The sequence below is a fragment of the Blastococcus sp. CT_GayMR20 genome (genome assembly GCF_004570345.1).
Genome location: NZ_SPQM01000116.1, coordinates 1 through 15,624, shown reverse-complemented (window position 1 = coordinate 15,624; position 15,624 = coordinate 1). Strand labels below are relative to the sequence as shown.

Sequence of the window (15,624 nt, the reverse complement as noted above, 5' to 3'; positions counted from 1 at the left end):
GATCTCGCCGGAGGACTCGACCTCGGGCCGGGCCGGAGCCACCGGTGCCTGCGCGGGTGCGGGCGACGGGGCGGCCTCGCGAACCGGCGCCTCGCGGACGGGCGCCTCGGCGACCGGCCGGCCGGCGTGCTCACCCGCGATCGACAGGCGGCGTTCGAGCCGCTCGAGCCGCTGGAGGGTCGCGGCGGCGGACCCGTCGGTCTCCGGGAGCAGCATGCGCGCGCAGACGAGCTCGAGGAGCAGCCGCGGCGCCGTCGTCCCGCGCATCTCGGTCAGGCCCTCGTGCACGGTGTCGGCCATCCGCGACAGGGTGGCCGAGCCCAGCGCGCGGGCCTGCTGGCTCATCAGGTCGAGCCGGTCGGGCGGGCAGTCCAGCAGCCCGTTCCCGCCGGCGTTCGGCACGGCGTCGAGCACGATCAGGTCGCGCAGCCGGTCGAGCAGGTCGGTGGCGAAGCGGCGCGGGTCGTGGCCGGCCTCGACGACGCGGTCGACCGCGCGGAAGACGGCGGGGGCGTCGTGCGCGGCGAGGGCGTCGATCGTCTCGTCGAGCAGCGCGTCGTCGGTGACGCCGAGGAGGCCGACCGCACCGGCGTAGGTGACGCCCTCCGGTCCGGCACCGGCCAGCAGCTGGTCGAGGATCGACAGCGAGTCGCGCACCGAACCGCCGCCGGCCCGGACGACCAGGGGGAAGACCGTCGGCTCGACCTGCACGCCCTCGGACTCGCAGGTCTTCTCGAGCAGACCGCGCAGGGTGGTCGGGGGCACCAGCCGGAACGGGTAGTGGTGCGTGCGCGAGCGGATGGTGGAAAGGACCTTGTCCGGCTCGGTCGTGGCGAACACGAAGACGACGAACTCCGGCGGCTCCTCGACCACCTTGAGCAGGGCGTTGAAGCCCTGCGTGGTGACCATGTGCGCCTCGTCGACGATGTAGATCTTGTAGCGGCTGCCCATGGGCGCCTGGAACGCCCGCTCGCGCAGGTCACGGGCGTCGTCCACACCGCCGTGGCTGGCCGCGTCGATCTCGATGACGTCGAGGGAGCCGGGGCCGTCCGGCCGCAGCGCGACGCAGGACCCGCAGACACCGCACGGCGTGGACGTCGGCCCCTGCTCGCAGTTCAGCGAACGGGCCAGGATCCGCGCCGACGACGTCTTCCCGCAGCCCCGCGGGCCGCTGAAGAGGTAGGCGTGGTTGATCCGGCCGCCGTCCACCGCGTTCATCAGCGGGGCGGTGACGTGCTCCTGCCCGACCACCTCGGCGAAGGTCGCCGGACGGTACTTGCGGTAGAGCGCGAGAGCCACGGCAGGAGGTTACGCGGGAGCAATGACACGGGAGACGGACGCAACCGACGGGCACGTGCGGACCGGCCGCGGGGGCGGAAAGGACCCCCCGCGCACCCGCCAGAGCCCGCTTATCCTTGCTGCCTTCCGGCCCTGGGGAGGTTCACAGGATGACGCCACGCGAGGGGTCTGACGTCCACTGTAGAGGAATCGGAACGCGCATCGACCACGCCTCCCGGTACGCTCCCCGGCCATGGTGAAGAGCCCGCCCCGCTCCTGACCCGGAGCGCAGCGGGCGCCCGCACCGCCGCAGGCCCTGACGCCTGCCGCGCCGTCGTGCCGCGCTCCGGAATCCGCGTCCCTTCCCGGAATCCGTCACTGGAGCGTCATGTCCACCCCGACCACCGCCGTGCACACCCACGGCGTCTCCTCCACCGCGGCGTCGCGCCGCGGCTTCCTGCTCGTCGTCCTCGCCGCCCTCTGCTGGGGCACCTCCGGCGTGAGCGGCCGCATCGTGGCCGACCGCACCGACCTCGGCCCGCTGGACATCGCCTGGCACCGCATGGCCGTCGGGGCCGTCGTCCTGCTGATCGGCCACGTCCTGACCCGGCGCCGCCGGGCCGGGACGACGACCACGCCGGCCCGCGGCACCGCCGTCCGTCTGGCCCTCGTCGGGGCGGGCCTGGCGGCCTACCAGTTCGCCTACTTCGCCGCCGTCGCCACCGCGGGCGTGAGCATCGCGACGCTGGTCGCCCTCGGGCTGGCGCCGCTGCTCATCGCCGTGGGGGCCGCCCTCCTGGGGCACGGCCGGCCGGACCGGGCGACCCTCGTCGCGCTGGTCGTCGCGCTGACCGGTCTCGTCCTGCTCGTCGGCATCTCCGCCGGCGCCGACACGGGGACGACGGTGATCCTGGGCGCCCTCATGGCGGTCGGCTCGGCCCTCGGCTACGCCGTCGTGACGCTGGCCGGCACGGGCGTGCCGGCCGGTGTGCCGGTCACGCTGGTCGGGTTCGCCGGCGGGGCGCTGCTGCTCACCCCGATCGCGCTGGTCACCGGGCTCCGGTTCACCTCGGAACCCACCGCGCTGACGGTGCTGCTCTACCTGGGCGTGGTGCCGAGCGCGCTCGCGTACGCCATGTTCTTCACCGGCCTGCGGACCGTGCCGGGGGCAGTGGCGTCGATCGTCACGCTGCTCGAGCCGTTGACCGCGACCGCGCTGGCGACGGCGTTCCTGGGCGAGCGGCTGTCCCCCGGCGCCCTGGCCGGGGGACTGCTCGTGCTCGCCGCCGTCGCGGGGCTCTACCTGCGGAGGATGGGAGATTCGAACTCCCGAGGGTTTTATCCCAACCCGCTTTCCAAGCGAGCGCCATAGGCCACTAGGCGAATCCTCCAGTGCACGGCGATCGTACCGGGCGCCCTCGGCGACCGGGCGTCGCGGTGGGAGGCGCCCGGTCGACGTGTCGTTGCCCACACCACCGGGGGCGACGCGGTGGCGCGGGTGCGGCATCCTGCAGGCGGGCGGTTGAGGAATCGGTCGTCAGGGAAGGGCCCCCGCTGGGGTTCACGTGAGAGGAGGCAGGACATGAGCGAGCTGAGCGAGGTGCGACCCGAAGTGGTCGAGGCCATCGTCGGCGTCCTCAAGGGGGGCGACCCCTCGGAGCTGCCTCCAGGGGCGACGGCGGCCGAGAAGGCCGCGGCGAAGGACGCCTACCTCTCGGACTTCCTGGCCGAGCGCGGCAAGCGCGACCGCCAGTCGCAGGCCTGGGAGCTGCTGCTCACCCGCAGCTACGACGAGGCGCCCAGCTGGAAGCAGATCTTCGACGACCTCGACCCGTCGGTGCACGACGAGCTGGCCGGCCTCTACGACGCCCTTCCGGCCGGCGCCCAGGAGGAGTACGTGCGCCGCTTCGGGGTCCCGTCCGGAGTCTGATCCGCCGCCGATGACCAGATGACCCGCCCCGTCACCACTCCCGGCCGACTCGTCGCCGGCCGGTACCGGCTGAAGTCGCAGCTCGGCGGAGGCGGGATGGGCACGGTCTGGCTGGCCCGCGACGAGCTGCTCGGCCGCCAGGTCGCCGTCAAGCAGGTCCTGACCGCAGCGGGGGTGAGCGCCGCAGAGGCCGAGCAGCAGCGCGGGCGCGCCCTGCGCGAGGGGCGGATCGCCGCGCGGCTGAGCCACCCGCACGCGATCAGCGTCTACGACGTCGCGCTCGAGGCCGACCAGCCGTGGCTGGTCATGGAGTACCTGCCCTCGCGCAGCCTCGCGGCCGTGCTCAGCGAGGACGGCGTCCTGCGGGTGGACCAGGCGGCGCAGATCGGCGCCCAGGTCGCCGACGCGCTGGCCGCCACCCACGCCGCGGGGATCGTGCACCGCGACGTGAAGCCGGCGAACATCCTGATCGGCGAGGGCGGCCGGGTCGAGGGCCTGGTCAAGATCACCGACTTCGGCATCTCGCACGCCAGCGGCGACGTGACTCTCACCCAGACCGGCCAGATCACCGGGACCCCGGCGTTCCTGGCGCCCGAGGTGGCGCAGGGACACGCGATGACCGAGGCCAGCGACGTCTTCTCGCTGGGCGCCACCCTCTACACGTGCATCGAGGGGCACCCGCCCTTCGGCATGGAGGACAACGCCCTCGCCATGCTGCACAAGGTGGCCGGCGGGCAGATCATCCCCCCGCGCAGGGCCGGTTCGCTGACCAAGCCGCTCATCCGCATGCTCGCCGCGACTCCGGCCGACCGGCCCGAGATGACCGAGGTCCGGGACGAGCTGGCCAAGCTGGCGGCCGGCCGCAACGGCGACACGACCACGGTCCTGCTGGCCCGCACCGATCTCGGGTCGAACACCCCGGGCCGCAACCGGACGGCGGCCTTCCCCGCGGACGGCGCGTCAGCCAACTCCGCGGCGACCCCGGTCCCACCACCGCCGACCTCGCTGAACCCACCGCCGACGCGGACGGACACCCGGGAACGAGAGACCGCCGACCCGCCCGCCGGCGGCCCGGTCCAGGCCGCCCCGGCCGCCGTCGCTCCACAAGCTGCCGTCGCTCCCCCCGCGGCCGCCGCCGTCGCGCCGGAGCGCACCGACGTCCGCCCGCCGCGCGAACCGGGACGGCGCCGCGGCCGGGCGCTCTGGGTCCTCGCCGGGCTCGTCGCACTGGTGCTCGCGGGTCTCATCGTCTTCTGGGCAGTCGCCCTCGACGGCGACGGGTCCGATCCGTCCGACTCCGCGGGCGCCACGACCACGACCACGAGCGCGGCGCCGACGGACGATGCGGAGCAGACCACCGCGGAGCAGTCGTCGCCGTCCACCGCGGAGTCGACGACGTCGACCGCGACGGAGCCTGCGGCTGCCGGCGACCCGGCCCAGGCAGTGACGAACTTCTTCGCCGACGTCCCGGGTGATCTGCCGGCGGCCTACCAGCTGACCAGCCCGGGGTTCCAGGCCGAATTCCCCTACGAGGAGCGGTTCGCGTTCTTCTGGAGCCAGTTCTCCAGCGTGCAGATCAGCGACGTCGAGGCGCAGGACGACACGACCGCGCTCGTCTCCATCACCTACAACCGGCCCGACGGCTCCAGCGAGACCGAACGCCACCGGATCACGTTCGTCCGAGGGGACGACGGCAGGCTGCTGCTCGACAGCGACGACCCGGCGTGAATCCGGAACGCGAACGGCGGCGCCCCCGGGTCTGGACCCGTGCGGACGCCGCCGTCGTTCCTGCTGGCGGTGGCGGTGGGATTTGAACCCACGGAGGCTTGCACCTCACACGCTTTCGAGGCGTGCTCCTTCGGCCGCTCGGACACGCCACCGCCGGAGAGACTACAGGCCCCGCTGAGCGCGGAAGAACGCGCGTAGCAGCGTGGCGGACTCCTCGGCCCGCACCCCCGCGGTGACCTCGGGACGGTGGTTGAGCCGCCGGTCGCGGACGACGTCCCACAGGGAGCCGGCCGCCCCGGCCTTCGGGTCGTCGGCGCCGTAGACCACCCGCGCCACCCGGGCGAGCACGCTCGCGCCGGCGCACATCGTGCACGGCTCCAGCGTGACCACCAGCGTCGCGCCGGTCAGCCGCCACCCGTCGCCGTGCACCCGCGCGGCCTCGCGCAGGGCGAGCACCTCCGCGTGCGCGGTCGGGTCGCCACGCTTCTCCCGCTCGTTCGCGGCCTCGGCGAGGACCGTCCCGTCCGGCCCGAGGACGACGGCGCCGATCGGGGTGTCGCCCCACTCCTGCGCCGCGGCCGCCAGCTCGAGTGCCCGCCCCATCGCGGCATCGACGTCGAGGGTCACCGGGGGTACCCCTGCGCACGGTCGAGCTCTGCTCCGCGGGTGTGAGCAGGGCTCGACCGTCCGGAGGAACGGTGACCGTCCCTCACGCGGGTCCGTCCAGCGGGAAGCCGACGAGCTCCGACAGCTCCGCCAGCGCGGCAGCGGGGTCGACCACCTTGACCGTCGAGAAGCCCAGTGCCCGTGCGGGCTTCAGGTTGATGCCGAGGTCGTCGAGGTAGGCGCAGTCGCCCGCCGCGATCCGCCGTCCGACCGCCTCGGAGAGCCGGTCGAGAGCCCGGCGGTAGATCTCCGGCTCCGGCTTGCGCACGCCTTCCAGCGAGGACTCCACGACGGCGTCGAACAGCGCGAGCAGCTCCCCCAGCTCCCCGGCCCGCTCCATCGGCGCCACGTTGTTCGACAGCAGTGCCAGCGGCAGGCCGGCCTCCTTGAGCCGGCGGACCGCCCGCACCATCTCCGGCCGCAGCTCCCCACGGAGCGCGGCCAGCACGCGGGCGGCGTCCAGTTCGTGCCCCGCCGCGCGCGCCTCGGCCTCGAATGCCGCGGAGAACCCGGCGACGTCGAGCTCGTTGCGCTCGAACCGCGCCCAGGCATTGGCGTCCGGATCGGTCGAGTTGAGCCGCCGGATCAGCCCGTCGGGCAGACCCGCCTCGGCCTCGTAGGCGGCGAAGGCGTGCATCGGGCTCTCCGTCAGCACCCCGCCGAGGTCGAACACGACGGCCGAGACCGTCACGCGCCGACCGCCGCGGCCAGCTCGTCGGCGAAGCCCAGCCGCGCAGCGATCCGGTGCACCATCTCGTCGGCCCACAGGTCGTCGGCGGTCACGATCGCCCTCAGCTCCTCGTGCGGCAGGCCGTCGTCGGCGAAGACGTCGAGGTCGCCGCCCGGCCAGCCGGCCTCGTCGTCGTCGAACGCGCCCTCGGTGTCCACGCCGATGCCGTAGCGCTCGACCACCTCGGCGGCCAGCACCCACTCGAGCATCGTCGCGTCGGAGATCAGCGCCCGCACCATGCCGCCGGGCCCGTGCCGGAGGACGACGAAGTACAGCCGCGAGTCGACGACCAGCACGAACGGCGGCGGCCAGCCGTCGGCGCCCACCTCCCCCAGCGCCCGCTCCAGCACCGGCAGCTCGTCGCCGGCGTCGTCGGCGAGCAGCTCGACCCGCCACCCGGACGACGGCCGGCTCACCCGCACGGCGAAGCTCGTCCGCTCCGGGCCCTCGGGAGCGCTCATCGCTTGCGCAGCACGGTCAGGCCGTCGGCGAGGGGCAGCAGCACGGTCTCCCAGCGGGGGTCGGTGGCCAGGGCCGCGTTCAGCGACACCAGGGCGCGGTCGTCGTCGCTCTGCGGGTCCAGCACCCGGCCCGAGCGCAGCGTGTTGTCGAGGAGCACCACGCCGTTCGCCGTCATCCGCGGGTGCAGCTCCTCGACGTAGGCGGGGTAGCCCGTCTTGTCCGCGTCGACGAATGCCAGGTCGAAGGTCTCGACGGCGGGCAGCTCGCGCAGCAGGGGCAGGGCGTCCCCCAGGCGCAGCTCGATCCGGTCGCCCAGGCCCGCACGGTCCCAGTACCGCCGCGCGACCGCCGTCCACTCCTCGCTGCGGTCGAAGCAGATCAGCGAGCCGTCGTCGGGCAGTCCCCGGGCGATGCACAACGCGGAGAAGCCGGTGAACGTCCCGATCTCGATCGCCGTCCGCGCGCCGAGCGCGCGGGCGAGCAACTGCATGAACGCGCCCTGCTCGGGTGCGATCTGGAACGTGGCCGGGGCCTCGCCCCGCTCGGCCATCGCCGCTGTCTCGGCGAGCAGGTCGGCGGCGACGTCGTCGGGCCGTTCGGAGGCGGCGCGGACGTAGTCCGCCAGTTCCGGTGTGAGGAGGAACGACCGGGGGGTCATAGGGTCCGATCATGGCGGACCCGCACGACGACGTCCCAGTCGACCTGTTCGCCCACCTGGCGTCCGACCCGCTCGCCGTCCACCTCGGCATCACCCTGGAGCAGGTGCGCCCCGGCTACGCCCGGGCGTCGATGACGGTGACCCCGGCCCTGGTCAACGCCTTCGGGATGGCGCACGGCGGGGCGACGATGGCGCTGCTCGACATCGTCCACGCGGCGGTGAGCAACAGTCACGGCACGCTCGCGATCGCCCAGGACGTGCACACCGAGTTCCTCGCGGCCGGGCGTCCCGACGACGTGCTCGTCGCGGAGGGCACGGAGGTGCACCGCAGCAACCGCACCGCCGTCTACCGGATCGATGCGACGGCGCAGGACGGCCGACTGGTCGCCACCGCCCTCGCCCGGGTCTTCCGCACCGACCGCCCGTGGGACCGCGCGTGACGGGGTTCCCGGTCCCGACGATGCCCGCCCCGCCGGTCGGCGTCGTCGGCCTGGGTCAGCTCGGCGGGTCGCTGGCCGCCGCGCTGGTGAGGGCGGGCCGTCCGGTGTCCGGCTGGGACACCGATCCGCAGGCTCGCGAGGCCGCTGCGGCGCGGGGCGTGCGCATCACGCGCGACCTGTCCGGCGTCGTGGTCCTCGCCGTCCCCCTACCGGCCATGGCCACCGCACTGGACGGCCTGACCGTCGACCCGGACGCGACCGTCACCGACGTCGGCTCCGTGAAGAGCCCGGTGCTCGGGACGGTCGGGGCGGCGTTCGGCAGCCGCTTCGTCGGCGGCCACCCGATGTGCGGCACCGAACACTCGGGGCACGAGGCCGTGGACCCGGACCTCTTCGACGGTGCGCGGTGGGCGGTGTGCCTGGAGCCCGACACCGACCTGTCCCGGTGGCTGCGGGTGACCGAGGTCGCGCTCGACGCCGGTGCCGAGGTCGTCCCGCTGACGGCCGCCGAGCACGACGACGCGGTCGCCGCGGTCAGCCACGTCCCGCACCTGCTCGCCGCCGCCCTCGCCGCGGCGGCCGGAGAGGCGGGACCGCTCGCGCTCGCCCTGGCCGCCGGGAGCTTCCGAGACGCCACCCGGGTCGCCGGCAGCGAGCCGGCATTCGTCACCGCGATGGTCGAGGGCAACGCGGCACCGACCGCCGAGGCGCTGGCGCGGGTCCAGGCGCAGCTGGGCCGCCCGTGGCCCGAGCTGGTCACTGCCGGCCACGCGGTGGCCACGCGCCCCACGGCTCAGCGGAGCGTCCGGGCGCCGCTCGACCGCGCCGCCCTCCTCGCGCTCGGCCGCGCCGGTGGGGTGGTCACGCGGCGGCTGGCCGCCTTCGTCGAGGGCCGGCTCCCGCAGGAGGGATGAAGGGCCGCCCTGTTTCGCGTCGGCCCCGAGGGGCAGGGTGTCGGCATGGACGAGAAGGACATCATGAGCCGCATCCACGACCTGGTCGACGAGGAGCACAAGCTCCGGGAGAGCACCGACCACACCGACGAGCAGCGCGCCCGGATGAAGGAGCTCGAGGTGCACCTGGACCAGTGCTGGGACCTGCTGCGCCAGTGGCGGGCCAAGCGGCAGTACGACGAGAACCCCGACGAGGCCGAGGCGCGCCCCGAGTCGACGGTCGAGAGCTACCTCCAGTAGAAGGCTAGGCGGAGCGCTGGGCGGCCCGCCCGCCGTCGGTGCCGAGCAGGGCGAGCTGCCACAGCAGGCGGGAGCGCGGGTCGGTCACCTTGCGGCCGGTGACCGACTCGATCCGCCGCAGCCGGTGCATCACCGTGTTGCGGTGGCAGTACAGCTCGTCGGCCGCACGGGTCGGCGAGCCGTCGGAGGCCAGGAACGCGGCGAGGGTGTCCAGCAACATCTCGCGCTCGTCCTCGGGCAGCTCGAGCAGCCCGCCGAGCGACTGGCCCACCAGCCGCGAGCTGATCTCAGGTGAGTTGCTGAGCAGCGCCTCGGGCAGCCGCTCGTCGATGCTCACCACGCGCCGGGTGCCGGCCGGCAGGGTGCGCGCGGCGGTCTCGGCCAGGCGGTAGGCCGACCCCACCGCGGCCGCGCCCTCGACGACCGCCGAGAGGCCGACCGGGCCCGCCGCCGACGCCCGCAGCCAGCTCACGACGTCGCACCCGGACTGCGTCCCCAGCGCCACGATCCCGACCTGCGCGCCGGACCGGGTTCCCCACACCGACCGCACGCCCCGCTTGAGCAGCTCCGCGTGCGGGGAGTCGAGCACCGGCGCGCCGTCGGGGTCCGGCAGCGCCACCACGACCACCAGCCGGCCGTCGAGCGGGACCGCGAGGAGTTCCGACGCCGCCCGTACGTAGGCGGGGTCGCCGCCCCGGCCGCCCAGGAGTCCGTCGAGGACCTGCTGGCGCGCGTCCTCGTCCACGCCGGCGAGCCGCCGCTGCTCCTCGCGGTAGCCCTCCGCCACCGCGGCGCACTCGACGTCGTTCGTGCGCCACACCGAGCCGGCGACCTCCAGCAGCAGGGTGTCGTGCTCGTGGCTGCCGGTGCGCGCGACCTGCAGGAGTGCCTCCCAGGTCATCTGACCGCCGAGGCGGTAGGCGCGCAGCACGGCCTCCAGGGGGATGCCCTGCGCCGCGCGGCGCCGTCCCACCTCGCGGGCGTCGCGCAGGGACGTGACCCGGTTCCCCGAGGCCGCGCCGATGAGGGTGCCCAGGCCGCGCTCGAGGTTGGCGCGCGTGGAGCGGCGCAGCTCGTCCTCGCCACGTGCCAGCAGCTGCCGGTAGGCCGGCTCGGTGCGCTGCAGTACCTCGATCATCCGGTCGGTCATGGCGTCGAGCTGATCGAGCAGCAACGGGGCCAGCTCGGCCAGGCGGGCTCTGACCTCGGCTCGGAACGGCTGCATTCGATCACCTCCTCGTGACGCGCCGCTCACAGCACAACACGAAGTTGCGGACGCTGTGCGGTGCGCCCATTGTGACGACCACCACGACTAGGCAGGCTCATCAGGACGTACTCGTGACCCAATCGCCGCCGACCGGCGCACCCGGCCAGGCGTCGAACCCTCCCCGACGAAGAGGAGCAGTGGGCCCCTTGGCGACGCCGACGGAACCCGGCAGGCCACCTCAGGACAGAACGCCCACAGCCCGGCTCGAGATGAGCGGCATCAACGTCGCGTTCGGCGGCGTCCTCGCCCTCGACAACGTCTCGGTCACTGTCGAGCCCGGGCAGGTCCACGGCCTCATCGGCCCCAACGGTGCCGGGAAGACCACCCTGTTCAACGTCGCGTGCGGCCTCGTCCGCCCGACGTCCGGCCGCATCACGTGGCGGGACCGCGAGCTGCGCAGGCTCCGGCCCAGCCAGCTGAGCAATCTCGGCATCTCGCGCACCCTCCAGGGGGTCGGCCTGTTCGCCGGCCTGACCGTCCTGGAGAACGTCATGGTCGGTGCCCACCGGCACGCCAAGGCGGGATTCTTCTCCGCGCTGCTGGCGCTGCCCACGGCCGACAAGGACGACCGGCTCCTGCGCGAGCGCGCGCAGGCCGCGCTGGTGGAACTGGGCGCGGAGTCCTACGCCGACCGGTACCCGGGCAGCCTCCCCTACCCCGTGCAGAAGCGGGTCGCGCTGGCCCGGGCCCTCGTCGCCGAGCCCGACCTCCTGCTCCTCGACGAGCCGGCCTCCGGCCTGTCCGAGGACGAGATGAACGAGCTCGGCGACCTGATCCAGACCCTGTCCTCGCGGATGAGCGTGTTGCTGGTCGAGCACCACATGGACCTCGTCATGCGGGTCTGCGACCAGATCACCGTCCTCGACTCCGGCAAGCAGATCGCCGCCGGCACGCCCGCCGAGGTCCAGGCGAACGAGGCGGTCACCGAGGCCTACCTCGGCGACGCCGTCGACGTCGAGGCCGACGCGGCCGAGCTGGCCCAGGCGGACGGAGGACGCACCCATGGCTGAGGCCCACGGCAGCACCGCGGTGTCCGCGGGCTCCACGCGCGCCCACGGCAACGGCAACGGCCGCGCCCTCCTCGAGGTGGAGGGCCTCACCTCGGCCTACGGGCCGGTGCGCGCGCTCGACGGTGTCTCGCTCAGCGCGGAGGCCGGCCGGATCACCGCCGTCCTCGGGGCGAACGGCGCCGGCAAGACGACGCTGCTGCGCACGATCAGCGGTCTCGTCCGCCCGGTGTCCGGAACGGTCCGACTGGACGGCGATGACATCACCCGCGCGGCCGTCGAGGAGATGGTCGGCAAGGGCATGTCCCACGTGCCGGAAGGTCGCGGCGTCATCGCCGAGCTCACCGTCGACGAGAACCTGCGCGTCGGGTCGCTGTTCCGCGGGAAGGTCGGCCGGGAGGAGTTCGACAAGGTCTACGAGACGTTCCCGCGCATCTACGAGCGCAAGGACAACCCGGCGCACACGCTGTCCGGCGGCGAGCGGCAGATGCTCGTCATCGGGCGGGCCCTGCTGGCCAAGCCGCGCATCCTGCTGCTCGACGAGCCGTCCCTCGGCCTTGCGCCGCGGATCGTCGCGCAGATCTTCGGGCTGCTGCGGCAGCTGGTCGACCGCGAGGGCCTGTCGGTGCTGCTCGTCGAGCAGAACGCGCGCAGCGCCCTGTCGGTGGCCGACGTCGGCGTCGTCCTCAACCTCGGGAAGGTCGTCGTCACCGACGACGCCCGGACGTTGATGGCCGACGAGGGCCTCCGGCACGCCTACCTCGGCTTCTGACCCCCCCGCACAGTCCAGGGAGGCACCTCCGTGCAGCAGTTCATCAACATCACGCTCTCGGGCCTGGTCGAGGGCATGATCTACGCCGCCTTCGCCCTGGCCCTGGTGCTGATCTGGCGGTCCACCCGGATCGTCAACTTCGCGCAGGGCTCGATGGCCGCGGCCACCGCGTTCATCGCCCTGGCCATCATCAACGCGGGGTACTCCTACTGGCTCGCGCTCATCGCCGCCCTGGTCGCCGGTTTCGTGATCGGCGCCGTCGTCGAGCGGGTCATCATCCGGCCGGTCGAGGGCGGGCCGGAGCTCAACGCCGTGATCGTGACCCTGGGCCTGTTCGTTGCCATCCAGGCCCTCATCGCGATCGTGGGCGGCTCCGCTTTCCAGTCGTTCCCCACGCCGTTCGCGCTGGAAGGGTTCCAGTTCGGCGACACGCGCATCGCCTTCAGCCCGACCAGCGTCTACATCATCGGCTCGGTGCTGATCGTCATGGGACTGCTCGTCGCGTTGTTCCGCTTCACCCGCGTCGGGCTCGCGATGCGCGCCTCCGCGTTCGGCCAGGAGGTCGCCCGCCTGCTCGGCGTCCGGGTCGGCCGGATGCTCACCCTCGGCTGGGCCCTGGCCGCCGTGGTCGGCTCGTTGTCCGGGCTGCTGATCGCCGGCGGCGAGTTCATCTTCCCGGCCTACATGGACAGCCTGATCGTCTTCGGGTTCGTCGCCGCGATCCTCGGCGGACTGGACTCGCCGATCGGCGCCATCGTCGGCGGTCTGCTGCTCGGCCTGGCGCTCAGCTACGTCAGCGGCTACATCGAGCGGGGCAGCGCGCTGGTGAACATCGCGGCCCTGGTGATCCTCATGGTCGTGCTCCTCGTCCGACCAGGCGGCCTCTTCTCCAGCACCGTGGCCCGGAGGGCATGACGATGAGCGACCCGCAGACCCCCACGTCCGGTGCCGGCGCGGCGACCAGCGAGGCGCCCGTCGAGGCCACGGCGGCCGCGAACGCCACCTCGGCGCAGGCTGCCGGCGGCGGCCGGTCGTTCCTGCCGAAGTCCACCCTGCTGCGCCACCTCGTGATCGTGCTGATCTGCGCGGTCGGTGCGGTGGTCCTGCTGGAGATCACCGACCCGTTCACCAACTCGCAGCTCGCCCAGCTGTCCTACTACGCCATCGCCGCCGGCGGCCTCACAGTCCTGACCGGGCTCAACGGGCAGATCTCGCTCGGTCACGGGGCGCTGATGGCCGTGGGGGCGTACACCACGGCGCTGTTCCTGCAGGCCGACGAGCCGCTCCCGCTGCCGTTGATCCTGCTCGTGTCGGTGGTGACGGCCACCGCCGTCGGCGCCCTCGTGGGGGTCGCCGCGGCCCGCCTGCACGGCCCGTACCTGGCCGGCGCGACGCTGGCCCTCGCCGTCGGGCTCCCGGGCCTGGCCCTCTACTTCCAGGGCACCCTGGGCGGTGACCAGGGTCTGCGCGTCCGGGCCCCCCGGGCCCCGGAGAGCTTCGAGAGCTTCATCGACACCGTGTCCGGCAACTCGGCCACCGGCACCAAGTGGCTGGCCTACGTCGGTGCGATCTGCCTGATCATCACGTACTTCCTGCTGGCCAATCTGGTGCGCAGCCGCATCGGCCGTACGTGGCGTGCGGTCCGCGACCAGGAGGTCGCCGCGGAGCTGGCCGGGATCAACCTGGGTGCCTGGCGGGTGCTGGCCTTCGTGGTGAGTGCCGCCGCGGCGGGCCTCGCCGGCGGCGTGCTGGCCCTGGTCGTCCGGCTCGCGGCGCCCAGCGGATTCACGCTGGTCCTGTCCCTCTCGCTGCTGACCGCCATCGTCCTCGGCGGCCTCGGCAGCCTGCTCGGCGCGCTGCTCGGGTCGGCCCTGCTCGTCTTCCTGCCGCCCTTCGTGACCGATCTGGGCGCCGACATGGGGCTCGACAACACCGAAGCAGCCCAGCTCGCTCCCTTCGTCTACGGCATCGTCCTGATCGTGGCGATGATCTTCGCCCCCGCCGGCTTCGTCGGCACCGTCCGCATGCGCTGGCTGACCGCCCGTGCCAAGCGGGCGGCGGCATCCCGCGCCTCCGCCCGGGAGTGAGGAGAACGACCGACCCGCCGGTCCCCCGGCCGCTCATCCCACCCCCCACCCAGACTCCCGGGCACCGACGCCCGGGCCGCACCAGAGGAGAACAGTTGTCCAGATCCTCCCGACGCTTCACGAGCGCGATCGCCGCCGCCACCGTCGCCTCCATGCTCGCCGCCTGCGGCGGCAGCGACGACGGCGGCGGCGGTGGTGGCGGTGAGGGCGGCGCGAACGAGGCGTCCGACATCGGCATCACCGAGGACAGCATCAAGCTCGGCGGGCACTTCCCGCTCACCGGTCCGGCGTCCCCCGGCTACAGCGAGATCCCCACCGGTATCCAGGCGTACTTCGACCACGTGAACGAGAACGGCGGCGTCAACGACCGGCAGATCGAGTGGATCTTCCGCGACGACGCCTACAACCCGACGAACACCACCCAGGTCGTCAACCAGCTCGTCCTGGAGGACGAGGTCTTCGCCATCGTCGGTGGCCTCGGCACGCCGACGCACAGCGCGGTCCTGGACTTCCTCAACAGCGAGGGTGTGCCCGACCTCTTCGTCGCCTCCGGTTCGGTGCTGTGGGGCGAGGACCCGGAGACCAACCCGTACACCTTCGCCTGGCAGACCGACTACCAGAGCGAGGGGAAGATCCTCGGGCAGTACATCGCCGAGGAGTTCCCGGACGCGAAGATCGGCCTCTTCGTGCAGGACGACGACCTGGGCGAGGACGGCGAGTCCGGGCTCCGGCAGTCGCTGGACGACCAGATCATCGAGGTGCAGCGGTACACGTCGGGCAACACCAACGTGGGCCCGCAGATCGCCGCCCTGCAGGCCGCCGGCGCCGACCTGGTGATCGGCTTCGCGACGCCCACGTACACCGCGCTCTCGCAGCTGACCGCACGGCAGCTCGGCTTCGACCCCCAGTGGGTGTACGCGAACATCGGATCGGACCCGACGCTGGTCGGGGCGATCCTGGCCCGCGTCTCCCAGGGCGCGGTGACTGACGCCAGCTCGCTCGAAGGCGCCATCACGACCGAGTACATCCCGACCGTCGACCAGACGGACAACCCGTGGGTCCAGACGTTCTCCGAGATCTGGGAGGCGTCCGGTCAGGAGGGCGAGTTCAGCAACTACCGGATGTACGGCATGACCCTCGGTTACCTCACGGTCTCGGCGCTGCAGGCGGCCGGTCAGAACCCGACGCGTGACGGCATCATCGAGGCGATCGAGGCCGTCGGCGCCGACTTCGAGGGTCCGTGGTTCGCCCCGCTCCGCTACTCCGAGGACAGCCACATGGGCATCAGCGGCATGTCGATCAGCCAGATCGTGGGCACCGGCAGCGAGGAACTCGCGCCGCTCCAGGTGACCGACCTCGGGGATGCCGACATCGAGGAGGCCGACGTCCAGGAGTCCACCCCGCCG

Annotated in this window: 16 protein-coding genes, 2 tRNA genes, 1 other RNA gene and 1 pseudogene; 11 read left to right on the top strand and 9 right to left on the bottom strand. The window is 73.2% G+C overall.

Translation table 11 applies throughout. From position 1 onward, the window contains the following. Both E4P40_RS20845 and ffs read right to left on the bottom strand, forming a co-directional pair. The coding region (locus E4P40_RS20845) for a DNA polymerase III subunit gamma and tau (protein ID WP_135160389.1) at positions 1 to 1,299 on the bottom strand (1,299 nt) is incomplete at its 3' end. Between the two features lie 76 nt (positions 1,300 to 1,375). After that, positions 1,376 to 1,471, bottom strand: an RNA gene (ffs, locus tag E4P40_RS20840) — signal recognition particle sRNA small type. Positions 1,472 to 1,666: 195 nt separating this feature from the next. Here ffs and E4P40_RS20835 point away from each other — a divergent pair. Further along, positions 1,667 to 2,521 (top strand): annotated as a pseudogene (locus E4P40_RS20835) (EamA family transporter); the annotation flags it as partial. Positions 2,522 to 2,584: 63 nt separating this feature from the next. On the opposite strand, the gene E4P40_RS20830 reads toward E4P40_RS20835, so the two are convergent. Next, positions 2,585 to 2,669, bottom strand: a tRNA-Ser gene (locus E4P40_RS20830). Positions 2,670 to 2,860: 191 nt separating this feature from the next. Between E4P40_RS20830 and E4P40_RS20825 the strand changes: the two genes are divergently transcribed. Both E4P40_RS20825 and E4P40_RS20820 read left to right on the top strand, forming a co-directional pair. After that, positions 2,861 to 3,208, top strand: coding sequence for a hypothetical protein (locus E4P40_RS20825; RefSeq protein WP_135160388.1), 348 nt, complete (start codon positions 2,861 to 2,863; stop codon positions 3,206 to 3,208). An 18-nt stretch (positions 3,209 to 3,226) separates the two neighbouring features. Continuing rightward, positions 3,227 to 4,936, top strand: coding sequence for a serine/threonine-protein kinase (locus E4P40_RS20820; RefSeq protein ID WP_135160387.1), 1,710 nt, complete (start codon positions 3,227 to 3,229; stop codon positions 4,934 to 4,936). 64 nt (positions 4,937 to 5,000) lie between these two features. Here the strand turns inward: E4P40_RS20820 and E4P40_RS20815 are convergent. From E4P40_RS20815 to E4P40_RS20795, 5 genes are all read right to left on the bottom strand, one after another. Next, positions 5,001 to 5,088 (bottom strand) — tRNA-Ser (locus E4P40_RS20815). Between the two features lie 10 nt (positions 5,089 to 5,098). After that, a complete protein-coding gene (locus E4P40_RS20810) occupies positions 5,099 to 5,539 on the bottom strand; it encodes a nucleoside deaminase (RefSeq protein WP_209305443.1) in 441 nt (146 codons plus the stop codon). A 106-nt stretch (positions 5,540 to 5,645) separates the two neighbouring features. Beyond that, positions 5,646 to 6,293, bottom strand: a complete 648-nt coding sequence (locus E4P40_RS20805) for an HAD-IA family hydrolase (RefSeq protein WP_135160385.1) — start codon at positions 6,291 to 6,293, stop codon at positions 5,646 to 5,648. Then, positions 6,290 to 6,793: a tRNA adenosine deaminase-associated protein gene (locus E4P40_RS20800; RefSeq protein WP_135160384.1), complete on the bottom strand. Its 504-nt coding sequence runs from the start codon at positions 6,791 to 6,793 to the stop codon at positions 6,290 to 6,292. Before E4P40_RS20800 ends, E4P40_RS20805 begins: the two co-directional genes overlap by 4 nt. Next, complete coding sequence (locus E4P40_RS20795) at positions 6,790 to 7,452, bottom strand: O-methyltransferase (RefSeq protein WP_135160383.1); 663 nt, start codon at positions 7,450 to 7,452, stop codon at positions 6,790 to 6,792. Before E4P40_RS20795 ends, E4P40_RS20800 begins: the two co-directional genes overlap by 4 nt. 11 nt (positions 7,453 to 7,463) lie before the next feature. Between E4P40_RS20795 and E4P40_RS20790 the strand changes: the two genes are divergently transcribed. From E4P40_RS20790 to E4P40_RS20780, 3 genes are read left to right on the top strand one after another with little or no spacing between them, the layout of a single operon-like run. Continuing rightward, positions 7,464 to 7,892, top strand: coding sequence for a hotdog fold thioesterase (locus E4P40_RS20790; protein ID WP_135160382.1), 429 nt, complete (start codon positions 7,464 to 7,466; stop codon positions 7,890 to 7,892). After that, positions 7,889 to 8,806: a prephenate dehydrogenase/arogenate dehydrogenase family protein gene (locus E4P40_RS20785; RefSeq protein ID WP_135160381.1), complete on the top strand. Its 918-nt coding sequence runs from the start codon at positions 7,889 to 7,891 to the stop codon at positions 8,804 to 8,806. The genes E4P40_RS20790 and E4P40_RS20785 overlap by 4 nt, the downstream gene beginning before the upstream one ends. Before the next feature lie 45 nt (positions 8,807 to 8,851). Further along, positions 8,852 to 9,085: a DUF2630 family protein gene (locus E4P40_RS20780; RefSeq protein WP_135160380.1), complete on the top strand. Its 234-nt coding sequence runs from the start codon at positions 8,852 to 8,854 to the stop codon at positions 9,083 to 9,085. 4 nt (positions 9,086 to 9,089) lie between these two features. On the opposite strand, the gene E4P40_RS20775 is transcribed toward E4P40_RS20780, so the two are convergent. Continuing rightward, complete coding sequence (locus E4P40_RS20775; RefSeq protein ID WP_135160379.1) at positions 9,090 to 10,310, bottom strand: helix-turn-helix domain-containing protein; 1,221 nt, start codon at positions 10,308 to 10,310, stop codon at positions 9,090 to 9,092. Positions 10,311 to 10,561: 251 nt separating this feature from the next. Between E4P40_RS20775 and E4P40_RS20770 the strand changes: the two genes are divergently transcribed. The 5 genes from E4P40_RS20770 to E4P40_RS20750 form a co-directional block, all read left to right on the top strand. Then, positions 10,562 to 11,362, top strand: coding sequence for an ABC transporter ATP-binding protein (locus E4P40_RS20770; protein ID WP_135160378.1), 801 nt, complete (start codon positions 10,562 to 10,564; stop codon positions 11,360 to 11,362). Beyond that, positions 11,355 to 12,131 (top strand): ABC transporter ATP-binding protein, encoded by a 777-nt coding sequence (locus tag E4P40_RS20765; protein ID WP_135160377.1) that lies wholly within the window; start codon positions 11,355 to 11,357, stop codon positions 12,129 to 12,131. The genes E4P40_RS20770 and E4P40_RS20765 overlap by 8 nt, the downstream gene beginning before the upstream one ends. A 30-nt stretch (positions 12,132 to 12,161) precedes the next feature. Further along, a complete protein-coding gene (locus E4P40_RS20760; RefSeq protein ID WP_135160376.1) occupies positions 12,162 to 13,046 on the top strand; it encodes a branched-chain amino acid ABC transporter permease in 885 nt (294 codons plus the stop codon). Between the two features lie 2 nt (positions 13,047 to 13,048). Then, positions 13,049 to 14,218: a branched-chain amino acid ABC transporter permease gene (locus E4P40_RS20755; RefSeq protein WP_135160375.1), complete on the top strand. Its 1,170-nt coding sequence runs from the start codon at positions 13,049 to 13,051 to the stop codon at positions 14,216 to 14,218. A gap of 95 nt (positions 14,219 to 14,313) precedes the next feature. Next, the coding region (locus tag E4P40_RS20750; RefSeq protein ID WP_245160472.1) for an ABC transporter substrate-binding protein at positions 14,314 to 15,624 on the top strand (1,311 nt) is incomplete at its 3' end.

Excerpts from the sequence above, each read along its gene's own strand:
- E4P40_RS20825 (WP_135160388.1), top strand. The coding sequence starts at position 2,861 with ATGAGCGAGCTGAGCGAGGTGCGACCCGAAGTGGTCGAGGCCATCGTC.
- E4P40_RS20820 (WP_135160387.1), top strand. The coding sequence starts at position 3,227 with ATGACCCGCCCCGTCACCACTCCCGGCCGACTCGTCGCCGGCCGGTAC.
- E4P40_RS20810 (WP_209305443.1), bottom strand. The coding sequence starts at position 5,539 with ATGGGGCGGGCACTCGAGCTGGCGGCCGCGGCGCAGGAGTGGGGCGAC.
- E4P40_RS20800 (WP_135160384.1), bottom strand. The coding sequence starts at position 6,793 with ATGAGCGCTCCCGAGGGCCCGGAGCGGACGAGCTTCGCCGTGCGGGTG.
- E4P40_RS20795 (WP_135160383.1), bottom strand. The coding sequence starts at position 7,452 with ATGACCCCCCGGTCGTTCCTCCTCACACCGGAACTGGCGGACTACGTC.
- E4P40_RS20790 (WP_135160382.1), top strand. The coding sequence starts at position 7,464 with ATGGCGGACCCGCACGACGACGTCCCAGTCGACCTGTTCGCCCACCTG.
- E4P40_RS20780 (WP_135160380.1), top strand. The coding sequence starts at position 8,852 with ATGGACGAGAAGGACATCATGAGCCGCATCCACGACCTGGTCGACGAG.
- E4P40_RS20775 (WP_135160379.1), bottom strand. The coding sequence starts at position 10,310 with ATGCAGCCGTTCCGAGCCGAGGTCAGAGCCCGCCTGGCCGAGCTGGCC.
- E4P40_RS20770 (WP_135160378.1), top strand. The coding sequence starts at position 10,562 with ATGAGCGGCATCAACGTCGCGTTCGGCGGCGTCCTCGCCCTCGACAAC.
- E4P40_RS20765 (WP_135160377.1), top strand. The coding sequence starts at position 11,355 with ATGGCTGAGGCCCACGGCAGCACCGCGGTGTCCGCGGGCTCCACGCGC.
- E4P40_RS20755 (WP_135160375.1), top strand. The coding sequence starts at position 13,049 with ATGAGCGACCCGCAGACCCCCACGTCCGGTGCCGGCGCGGCGACCAGC.